This window comes from Wolbachia endosymbiont of Cardiocondyla obscurior, assembly GCF_902713635.1.
Lineage (GTDB): Bacteria > Pseudomonadota > Alphaproteobacteria > Rickettsiales > Anaplasmataceae > Wolbachia > Wolbachia pipientis.
Genome location: NZ_CACTIU010000047.1, coordinates 1 through 10,749 on the forward strand (window position 1 = coordinate 1; position 10,749 = coordinate 10,749).

Consider the following 10,749-nt stretch of genomic DNA (forward strand, 5'->3'; position numbering starts at 1 on the left):
TTAAATCCACACTATACGCCATTATAACTCAAATAGCTTATTATACCTTTATCATTTACTTTGGGAAGTACTATATTATCAACTGCTCCTTTTACTTTGCATCCCTGTTCACTTATATCTTCAGGGCTTACATGAGTACGACAGCGGTAAGTTATTTGATAACTACTTCCAGGAGCTGGTTCTTTACCTGGTAATGACCAATCAACGTTTCCTGCGTTTAATTTGTAATCTATACTATTTTCATAAATAACATTGCCTTGTTTAACTTGAATAATCTCAAGTACTGCAGAGTCAGGTATCGGATCAATAGCTCCAGAGTATGAACCATGAGTAACAGTAATGGTTTTCTGAACAGTTATATCTACTTTTTTAATTTCACTTATTGGAAAATCATTAACCTTCAGTTCCATTACTCTTTGGCTATTTGGCTGAAAAGTATGTGGTTCTGATTCGACTTGCTTAATGTCTGGATCTTCATCAAAAGAAATGCGAATACTGTGAGGAAGTTCAATCTCGTAACCATCAACATGAGCCTTACCCTCATTAATCACAAATATTTTTTTTCCTCCTTCTCCCTCTTCCTTTTGCAGGAACATTACTTCAAGACCATTTACGACATAGGAACCATTGGCTTCTTTGTCATAACGAGCAAGCGCAGTAGTTACTATATTTGCTTGTGGTGGCGGTGAATGTTCTATTAATACTCCATTTTCAATATTGTAAATTGGGTAAAACTCTCCTTCAGAAAAACGTGGAGAAAGACCTTCATATTGATAACCCCAAATAGTGGAAATTTTAAGCCTTGCTGCCCCTACTTCTTGATAATTACGTGTACCAACTGCAGGATCACGAAGGTTTTCATCCTCAAGTTCTGTAATCGTAGATTCTACGTAATAAACACCGATACGAACTGTAGTATTCAGCGGAATAACAAATTCTTCTTTTTCGACTTTTCTAACTGCACCACGAAGATAGATTTTTCCTCCCTCAAGTGTAGCTTTACCAGTTTCTCTATCTATAATACAATTGCTTCCTGTTATAACATCACCATCACGAAATATTGCATCACCTATGCCTTTAAGCTTAGAGAGAGCATACTCCTGAGTTTCGTTTAATTCTGCAGACTGTAGACCTCTTCCAGCAAGAAATAAGCTTTTCTCATATTCTTTGTCAGGATTAAAGCGGTTATAATAGGCGTTTAAAGTCATTTAATGCTAGAAAAATTCAAAAAGTTACAACAAATGAAAAAGTTTCCCTGGTTGCTGCAGTTCTGATAAGTGGTACGGTGTGTTCTAAAACTAACAAAATTCCAGGATTTTCCACGTCTTTTGGCTCGAAATATCTCTGTCCTTCAGGTAATTCTTCTTTTATTTTAGTACCAACCATAACCCCTAGCTCTCTGATTACTTGATTTGCTGCATCCGTGAAATCGAAAGTAAATTTGAGATAGAGATTATTAGTTGGTACATTTGAGGGCCTAAACCTTCCAGATGGAGTTATAAGTTCACCGTTTTCATCACCTGTGCAGAATAGCACTTCGTCTGCAGTACGTCTGCCAAGTTCATTGAGCAGTTTTTCAGAAGTTATCAGCTCTGGTGGTGTGCTTTCACTATACTCTACAGTAACTTTATCACTTACTGGAATAGAGCTATTTTCCGTAAGTTTTATTACACCAGTACTGCCATTAACTGTATAGTCAATACTTGGCTGATAAGTTGTTTGCCCTGTAAAAACCTTCACATCTTTAATAGGTTGACGATCAAAAATAGGTTGATGATCAAATTTTATTTCACCCTTAACGAAAGTTTTTTCTACTTTGTGGCTACTTCCAGAGCTTGAATCACCTGTTCCCCAAGCAAGATGGATAGATTGCTTTTTGATGCTGGCTGCTATTGCTGCTCTTCCTGACTGTGTGAGTATTGACATTTTTCCCCCTATATTATATATGTACGGTGAGTTCAAAATTCGTCCGCAAAAATCAAAATATTTTTTTATATCAGAAAAATTTTTTAGGAGAATAGCTCAGCTCCACAGCTAAACTTTCCAACGCCGCGAGCAAATGGTCCGCTAGGAATGTCAAGCCATTTATCTTCTTTTGAACCAGTAGCCATTCCCTTAACCAGCTTCCGTGTTTGTAACAGCTCTTGAACTATACGCTCCATTCTATCTCTTCCTATACTGTGAAACTCCTCAGGTAGTCTATGCCGCTGTTTATACACTCCTGTACTTCCTGTATGGGTAAATGGATGTCCAGAAATTGCTGCTCGTGTAATTGCAGTTATAAGATGCTGCTTTGAATCTTTTTCGTTCATATTTTTTATTCTTAATCTTTCAGTTATGTCCTCTAACAATCCTGTTTCTTCATTTCTTAAATAAGTGCGTAAAGTGCGATCAGCCAAACCGTTTGCTTTAACAATTGCTCCATAAAATAATGCGTTCTGTCTTACAGATTCTCCTATTGATTTAAAAATTGTCGGTTTAGCTGTATCTTCCACAGACCAAAAAGCGTATGAACACCTAACACCATTAACAAGAGCAGATGTACCTCTAATGGCATCACGTGCTTGCTCAACAGTCGATATAGGTTTTTCACTTTTTGGCTTTCTCATATGATGAGCAGTAATTATTGATGCTCCAGTGCTACCTGCTAAATCAGATAATAAAGACATCAAATAATCGCCTACGGCTGGGTCAGTATTTAAATCAGCGTGCACAAATGATGCAAGTGGATCAAATACGATTAATTTTAAGTTTTTTATTTTATTAAGTTGTTTTGTTATCAATTCAAATTCAGGAGAAGTCTCTATAACTTTACCTGAAACACTCTTTATGATTGTAAGTGATCCACTAACATTTGGTAATGGTACAATAAAGAGCCTATCCTTATATTTTAATCTCTCGCATTGTGAGTCAAGACGCTCTAAACGACGATGTATTTCACTCATATCATCTTCTGCAGAGAATATTACAACAGATCCATGTTCAGTAACTAAAGGACCAAAACCACATGGCTGATCTTTTCTACTCGCAACTTTCAGTGCTAAATCAAGCAGAAGCATACCTTTACCAGTATCTCCCATTGCAGCTAGAATAGATGTCACTCCTAAAGGAAATAACCCTTCAACAAGAAACTTTTGCTCTGGTACTGGACCTATAAAACGTTCCACACTCCATTCTTGAATATTAAGAAATTGCTTAACGATGATTTTTTTCGAGTTATTTTCAATGAATTCAGGAATATTCATCTTTTCTTCTATACCATCAGCTGAATCCCATCCTTTTGGTTTATTCTCCGGTATTTCAAGAAGAGTAAGTGATAAAACACCAAGAAAAGTAAGCTTTTTCACAACTTTCTCAGCATATTGTTTACCTGGTTCATCATTGTCTGGCCAAATAATAACATGCTTACCCTTAAGTGGTGACCAGTCTGTTTTTTCTATTTGTGCATTTGCTCCTAACATTGCAGTTGTGGCAGTTATACCTTGCTCTATCAGAGCATCTGCACACTTTTCACCTTCAACTAAAATCACCTTATCAGATTTCATAATACCTGAAATATTATATAAAGGCCTGATCTGTGGTGGAGTAAAACTAGACCTTTTTACATCAAAAGGAAGATATCTTTTTCCTGAATCAGTGTTATAACGATAAACTGTAACAATCACTTGATCACTTTCATCGTAATAGTTCCATGATGCCGTTGGTTGCCCCAGAGTGTTATTTTTTTCCGAATAACCAATCCACTTAGCAATATCTTCTATCGTATCAGTAAATTGATTTTTTCCAGTAACAGCAGCCCAAAGATCAAAAATATCTCCTCCTTCTCCGGTAGAAAAATCATGCCATAATCCGGCTTTACTGCCAGTTAACTCCACTATCATACTTTTTCCTTGATTGCCTTTTAGATCACCTACATAGAACTTATCACCACGAAAAGTTCCTCTTGGCAGTAAATAAGAAAGACATGACCTTATATTTGATAGGAGTTGAGTTCTTAATTGTTCTTTCTTCCCTAATAATTTATAATGTCCATTTCTTTGTGAACAATAAATATCCATACCTACCTGAAGAATTTTTATGTTCTAGCTATAAAGTTAGCAGATTTCCAACATCCATTAATCTTGTTGATGAATTTTGTTGGTATAGATCTACCGTTTCTAAGTTCATATACTACTTGCAAGATATTTGTACGTTTATTGGGTTGAAATATTACTATTCCAGATGTATAAAAACTTCTTAAAGCATTAGCACCAACAAGAGCTTGAAATGGATTCTTTTCCAATATAGAGGTAGATACTTTTTTGGTGTGATTTGTGATGATTATTCCAGCCATAGGATTAATCTTGGAACGTAGTTTTTCTATTGCATGCTGCAGACCATAGTTAACGTAATTATAAGGAGAATCAATCACAACTAAATCAAACTTTTCCTCTACCATATTTTTTATTTTTTCTATACCTTCTTCATTTAAGGTCAAATTCATCTTGTTCGTCACAACTAAGTTTTCTGTTGCTAAATGAGGAAGTTTGTTGAGTTGTTGTATACGTTCTCTAATGTAATCATATTCCATTTCGTTTTGTAGATAGAATATTTTTAGCGGTCTTGTAGGCTTCATGCCAAGAAATGATCTTCCTGCTGCCAGATGTACTAATAGAGAAAGAAGAAAATGACTTTTGCCAATCTTTGGAGTACCACCTATGACCAAAAGACCACCTGGTGTCAAAATTCTTGGGCCTATTATATCTTGTGGCATTGGTGATTTGTCATTTAAGTAATGATTTACAGAAAATGCTTTTCCTTCGTTTTGTTTTTCTTGTAATATGGAACTTCTTTCATCTTTACCGTTCAACCATGTTTCAGCAGAATCTATATTACCTTTAACTAAAGTCCAAAGGTCTATTATATTTCCTTTCTTTTCTTCGATCAGGTTGTACCAATTTCCTGCATTTTCTCCTTCCATTTCAACTATTATCTTATTTCCATTTCTACTGCCAATATAGAATTTATTTTGGTAAGATTTGCCTTCAGGTAACAAATAAGATAAACAATCTTTGATATTATTAATTAATAATGATTTTATTTTTAAAGCATTTTTAGATAAAAAATCCATAAAATTCTCCTTGTTTATTCCAAATTTGTTCAACATATTTTTTAGACGTTTAAAGTCAAGATTAGCCAGCTCACAAACAGTTTCAAAAGATCGTGAGCGAATCCATTGACAAGCCTCTTTTTTAAGTTTAGGGTTTTTTCCTGCTGCATCCTGAATAGCTCTAGTAATAACAGCAGCCCACAACTTTCCTTCGTCATACTTCAAAATGGCAACCAATCATCTTGAAAACTTTTTTGTAATTCTGGAGTAATAACTGTAGTAATCCTATTTCTATCTCCGTACGTATTATTAGTTTCAACGCCTACTTTCGCTGTAAACTCTAAATCGTTGAAATCAGCTATAGAGTTGATTTTTCTAGCAGTAACTGCTTTCTCTGAAGTGTCATTTGCATGAATATTTCTGGATGATTCCAAAATACTACGCAGCATAGAACGTCCAGATTCTCCCCAGATGTCTTCTTCACCTTCTGCTTTGCCATTTTTGATACCTATAATCTGAAAAATCTTGCGTTTTGCATATGGACCTTCAGTGACAGTAAATTCAGTGTTTAAATAGATGCTGCCAGTAGTGTAGTTTTTAGTGAACCAATTTTCATAACCTCCAGGCTTTATTGCCATTTTTACCTTGACTATTGTACCTTTCGGTATTAAACTGCCCTGCAGTTTTGCATTATTAAAATCAGTTAAAAAATCTTGTAGCATACGCTCTCCTATAAGTTGACTTTAAAGTGAAAGTTAGCTATTCCATTAGCTGCCAATGACCATTTATCTTATCGACAAGTTTATTTTGCACGCGTTCACCATTGCGAAGCTCAAATACTATCTGGCGTGCACTACTTTCTTCATCATGAGCAAACATCACCATACCAGTACTGTAAAATCCACGTAAAGATCCAGCACCACTTAGGCCTTGAAATGGATCTTCTTCGAGCATCTTTTTTGATAATTTTTTTGTATGATGAGTAAGTACAATACAAGCATCTGGATTGATAGCACTGCGTAGCTTCTCAAGAGTCTTTTGCAGAAAGAACAGCATAGCACTATTATCATTTTCATTCCCATATTCACTGCTAAAGATGTTACGTAATGGATCTATGGCCAAAACATCAGGTTTAAAGCGTTCATTTACAATCTCCTTAATTTCACTTATTTCATCATGATTAAATGATAAGTGCACTTTTGGCGTAATGATTAAGTTGTTAGCAGCTACATTCAAAAGTTCATTATCAAGTTGTTGCAAACGTTCTTTCATATATTCATATTCAATTTCAGTTTGCATGTAGAAAATTTTTAAAGGTCTATTTGAAGCCATACCAAGAAAAGAAACACCTGCAGCCATATGAACGAGCCATGAAATCAAAAAGTCGCTTTTGCCGATTTTAGGTGGGCCACCCAGTACCAATAAGCCTCTTTTTGTTAAAATTCTTGGTGAGATTATATCCTCTGGTGTTGGCGATCGATCGTCCAAGTATTCTTTCACACTGAAAAAAGGAATTTTTTGACCAATAGTTAAAAAGTTTTGTAGCATATAATAACCTCCTATATGTTGGGCGTGACAGGTTGAATTGCAAAAGCTTTAGTTTTAATTTTTGTAAGAAGTTTTCCTAGATGCGGTTCTTCAACCATATTAAGGCAACCACTTCGATCTTTAGCAGGATATCCCCAAGAATTAATCGTCTGACAGACAAATGAACGAACCTCTGTACCATCATCTTTCTTGATTCCAACCATACTAATTACTTCGTCAACTATCCCAGGAATTTCACTTGCAGTTTTAGCTCCTTCACATTGAGGTAGCCAAGTCGAGCGATTGAAATCATCGAGGTATTGTCCAAGAGTTCCAACTGTAATGATGTCTTTATTTGGAATATGTTGAAACTGATTGAGCCAAGCCATCATCTCTTGAGCAAGTAACCCGTAAGCAGCTCTCATATCTTGTTTTCCTGATCTTTCAGAAAAAGCTTCAGGTTGCATTTTTGCCCATAATAGACATAAACGAGAGGCTACTGTAATACTATCGATAAAAATACATCGATACTTGAAAAACTCTGAAGAAAGCTCTTTGTATTTACTGGATACATGCTCATAGTGTCTTTGGCTATATGCTGAGTCAGATTTTAACGCAGGATTAGGACCACCTATGAGACATGCAATATCTCTTGCCTCATTCCAAGTACGAATACTTACAGAATCCCCTTGCCAATCTTGAACAGCAAGTAAACCTGCCTCAAAATCAAGACAAAGTGTTGGTTCATTTATGGTCTTTAAGAGACTAGTTTTACCTATACCATAAGGACCAAAGATGACCATTTTTATACCTGTTTGAACTTTTAGCCGTTCATTGCTGTTCATTATTTTCATTTTTCTCCCAGTACCTAAATATATATGTACGATGACCTAGGCAATTCGTCCGCAATTTGCAAAAAAAAATTTTGAGCAAATATAATCGAGAGCTTATAACTTACTCTAAAACTGAGAATTTATCGCGTATTCGTTCTAGTGTGCGATAGATAGTTGTCTTTGGTATTTTGGTTATTATAGAAACTTCAGTAATAGTAAATACCTTAAGTAATTGACATAAATTACTATCTTTTTCAGACAAAGTTGAAATTATATTATTTATATCAGTGCGAATTATCGCTTCGATTTCCGAGTTCCTATGATCTGGAATATCGTCGTTTATATCATCAAAAGTTATATTACGTTTTAGACATAACTGATTGCGTAACATATTGCGAGCACAATAATTAGCTAATCTAGCAACGAAAGTACTAAAACTACTTCTTTTCTCATCGTGCTGGTTAAGATATTGCCAAACCTGACAAAAAAGCTCTTGTTCTATATCTTCGAGACTTTCGTTAATAAAACAGCTTTTGGATTTAAGGCGCGAAGCTTGAAATCTCACATGTTTAACAATTGTAGAATCGATTCCTTGATAAGAATTCTTCATAAAAACTCCAAAAGTTTCATGAATAGAGATTTTTACCAAGACTTTGTATGACTAATTTATTATAAAAAAGTAGTAATAATTTTTTTATCTAAAAGAATAAAATCTTTAAAAATTAAAATAAGATTTAAACGTTTTGATACACTACTGAAGCTACTTTTTCACAGGTAAAAAACTACCAATTTCGTACCTAATTTCTGAATTACTAATTAGTATTTCAGAAAGCAGTAATCGTTAAATTATTGATAATATTGTCTTTTTTATGTTCTATTCCTAAAAGTCGTTTCTAAAGTTAAGTGGCTAAAATCGGCCAGTGAAGAGGACTTACGGATTACTGAAGTCTTATATATATTATATATATATTTAAATAAAGGTAAAATATAATATATGATAATATAATAATATAAATATTGGTGTAATATAAGTTATGTAAAATAGCTATTGAGATAAGTAAAAACTTAAATGGTAGGAAAAGGAATATGAAAATTTTTTTTAATTTTTTTTCAAAATTGCGGACGAATTTGCGAGTCATCGTACATATATATTATACAGGGCATTGAACTTTAATTACACAAAGGAGTTTTTGTACGTCGATTTTAACATTAGATCTTGGCAAACAAACGGGCTGGGCAATTCTAACAGATGGAGTAATTGAAAGTGGAAGCAAAAGCTTTCATGGTAGCCGTTTCAGTGGAGGTGGAATGTGTTTTTTAAGTTTTCACAATTGGCTTAATTCTTTGAAACATGAGTTCACTGCAGTGTATTTTGAGGAAGTAAGAAGACATCTAGGAACTGATGCAGCTCATTGCTATGGTGGTTTTCTTGCAGTGCTGTCTGCTTGGTGTGAAGAGAACAATATTCCCTACCAAGGTGTTAATGTTAAAACTATAAAACGCTTTATAACAGGCAAAGGTAATGCAAGTAAGAGTGAAGTTATTGAAGCTGTAAAGGAAAAAGGGGGTTTGCCTAAAGATGATAATGAATCTGATGCTTTAGCATTAATGTTCTATGTTATGGATTTCAGTAAAGATATTAATAAGATGAAAAATCCATAAAAAGTGGGTCCTTTCGGCCATAATGGCGGGTTTGGTGGGTCAGACCCTAGGCCTTCTCTAGCGTCAGATATATTTTGAATATTAACTTTTTAATTATTAAGATATGAATTTAGCAATCCACTACTATCCTACTCGAAACCTAGTTGAATATGAGCGTAACCCACGTAAAAATGACGATGTGGTCAACAGAATGTGTGCTTCTATTCGGGAATTTGGCTTTCGTATACCAATAGTTGCAAAAAGCGATGGAACTGTGGTTGATGGTCATTTAAGACTTAAAGCAGCAAGAAAGCTTGGTATGGAGAGTATTCCAGTGGTTTTAAGTGATAATTTAAATGAACCACAAACCAAAGCTTTTCGATTACTGGCCAATCAATCAGCTAATTGGGCAAAGTGGGATGATGAGCTTTTGAAAGTAGAAATTCAAGAGTTAGAAGATTTACAGTTTGATCTTAAAATGACAGGATTTGAATTAGAAAAAGTTCAACATTTCCTTGATGATTTAGATAGTGAAAAAGAAGATTTTTCTGACTTGGTTGGTGATGAAAAAAGGGTAGAAATAACAAAACCAGGTGATCTTTGGATTTTAGGTGATCATCGAATCTATTGTGGTGATAGCTCTGTAGTTGAATCATATAAAGCGCTGTTAGATGATAAAATGGCAGACATTACTGTTTGTGATCCTCCATATAACGTTGATTATGGTGGTAGCCAAGATAAAAAAATATTAAACGATAATCAAGGTGAAAAGTACGAACTTTTTCTCTACGATATCTGTTCCCACATTTTAGCATATACGAAAGGTGCAATTTACATCTGCATATCATCATCAGAGTTTTCAACGTTGCAAAAAGTATTTGAGGAGGCAGGAGGAAAATGGTCAACATTTATCATTTGGGCAAAGAATCATTTTACACTAGGCAGGTCTGATTATCAAAGACAATACGAAGCAATGCTCTATGGGTGGAAAAGGGGCAATAAACGTGAGTGGCATGGAGGTAGAAATCAAAGTGATCTATGGTTTTATGATAAGCCAACACATAACTCACTGCACCCAACAATGAAGCCAGTAGAGCTAATGGAGAAAGCAATAGTTAATAGCAGCAGACCTGGGGATACTGTACTTGATCCATTTAGCGGTTCTGGCAGCACACTGATTGCATGTGAGAGAACAGGAAGAATTTGTAGGACAATAGAGCTAGATTCAAAATTTGTAGATGTAACCATAAAACGTTGGCAAATATATACCGGAAGAGATGCCCTTTTAGCCAGTACTGGTAAAACTTTTGCAGAAATTCAAGAAGAAAATTCGTAAAAAGGAGCAAAAAGAGAGGAGGAAAAGAGTGGAAAAAATCACGCAGACGGAATGGGCAAGAGAGATAGGAGTATCAAAGCAATATGTCTGTTATTTAGTAAAAAAAGGAATAGTTGAGCTGGAGGATGGACTCATTGACCGAGAACAAGCAAATAGGGCTATAGAAACAATCAGAGATCCAAGTCAGCCGCTGAGAAGAAAAAACTATTCAGAAAGCGGAGAAAAACTTTCCACGATGTTGCTAAAAACTATAGTACTTCCCAAAGTAAATGATAAAGGTATAATAAGCTATTTGAGTTATAATGGCGTATAGTGTGGATTTA

Annotated in this window: 9 protein-coding genes and 2 pseudogenes; 3 read left to right on the plus strand and 8 right to left on the minus strand. The window is 34.9% G+C overall.

The window, feature by feature from the left end:
• Window positions 1-74 precede the first annotated feature (74 nt).
• From WOCAOBSORBRA_RS04145 to WOCAOBSORBRA_RS04180, 8 genes and pseudogenes are all read right to left on the minus strand, one after another.
• A pseudogene (locus tag WOCAOBSORBRA_RS04145) lies at window positions 75-1,208 on the minus strand (DUF4815 domain-containing protein); the annotation flags it as partial.
• Window positions 1,209-1,224: 16 nt separating this feature from the next.
• Window positions 1,225-1,926, minus strand: a complete 702-nt coding sequence (locus WOCAOBSORBRA_RS04150) for a hypothetical protein (RefSeq protein ID WP_174515989.1) — start codon at window positions 1,924-1,926, stop codon at window positions 1,225-1,227.
• An 83-nt stretch (window positions 1,927-2,009) separates the two neighbouring features.
• Window positions 2,010-4,058 carry an AAA family ATPase gene (locus tag WOCAOBSORBRA_RS04155; RefSeq protein ID WP_174515990.1) on the minus strand — a complete coding sequence of 683 codons (2,049 nt, stop codon included), beginning with the start codon at window positions 4,056-4,058 and terminating at the stop codon, window positions 2,010-2,012.
• A gap of 17 nt (window positions 4,059-4,075) precedes the next feature.
• A complete protein-coding gene (locus WOCAOBSORBRA_RS04160) occupies window positions 4,076-5,326 on the minus strand; it encodes an AAA family ATPase (protein ID WP_246165627.1) in 1,251 nt (416 codons plus the stop codon).
• Complete coding sequence (locus WOCAOBSORBRA_RS04165; protein ID WP_174515991.1) at window positions 5,311-5,811, minus strand: hypothetical protein; 501 nt, start codon at window positions 5,809-5,811, stop codon at window positions 5,311-5,313. The genes WOCAOBSORBRA_RS04160 and WOCAOBSORBRA_RS04165 overlap by 16 nt, the downstream gene beginning before the upstream one ends.
• A gap of 37 nt (window positions 5,812-5,848) precedes the next feature.
• Window positions 5,849-6,637, minus strand: a complete 789-nt coding sequence (locus WOCAOBSORBRA_RS04170) for an AAA family ATPase (RefSeq protein WP_174515992.1) — start codon at window positions 6,635-6,637, stop codon at window positions 5,849-5,851.
• A gap of 11 nt (window positions 6,638-6,648) precedes the next feature.
• The gene (locus WOCAOBSORBRA_RS04175) at window positions 6,649-7,470 is read right to left on the minus strand and encodes an ATP-binding protein (RefSeq protein ID WP_174515993.1); all 822 of its coding nucleotides are present in this window, start codon (window positions 7,468-7,470) and stop codon (window positions 6,649-6,651) included.
• Window positions 7,471-7,570: 100 nt separating this feature from the next.
• Complete coding sequence (locus tag WOCAOBSORBRA_RS04180) at window positions 7,571-8,059, minus strand: sigma-70 family RNA polymerase sigma factor (protein ID WP_174515994.1); 489 nt, start codon at window positions 8,057-8,059, stop codon at window positions 7,571-7,573.
• A 590-nt stretch (window positions 8,060-8,649) separates the two neighbouring features.
• Here WOCAOBSORBRA_RS04180 and WOCAOBSORBRA_RS04185 point away from each other — a divergent pair.
• The 3 genes and pseudogenes from WOCAOBSORBRA_RS04185 to WOCAOBSORBRA_RS04195 all read left to right on the plus strand — a co-directional run.
• Window positions 8,650-9,111 (plus strand): crossover junction endodeoxyribonuclease RuvC, encoded by a 462-nt coding sequence (locus tag WOCAOBSORBRA_RS04185; RefSeq protein WP_174515997.1) that lies wholly within the window; start codon window positions 8,650-8,652, stop codon window positions 9,109-9,111.
• Between the two features lie 103 nt (window positions 9,112-9,214).
• Window positions 9,215-10,426 (plus strand): DNA modification methylase, encoded by a 1,212-nt coding sequence (locus tag WOCAOBSORBRA_RS04190; RefSeq protein WP_174515995.1) that lies wholly within the window; start codon window positions 9,215-9,217, stop codon window positions 10,424-10,426.
• Between the two features lie 28 nt (window positions 10,427-10,454).
• A pseudogene (locus WOCAOBSORBRA_RS04195) lies at window positions 10,455-10,676 on the plus strand (MarR family transcriptional regulator); the annotation flags it as partial.
• Window positions 10,677-10,749: the final 73 nt, after the last annotated feature.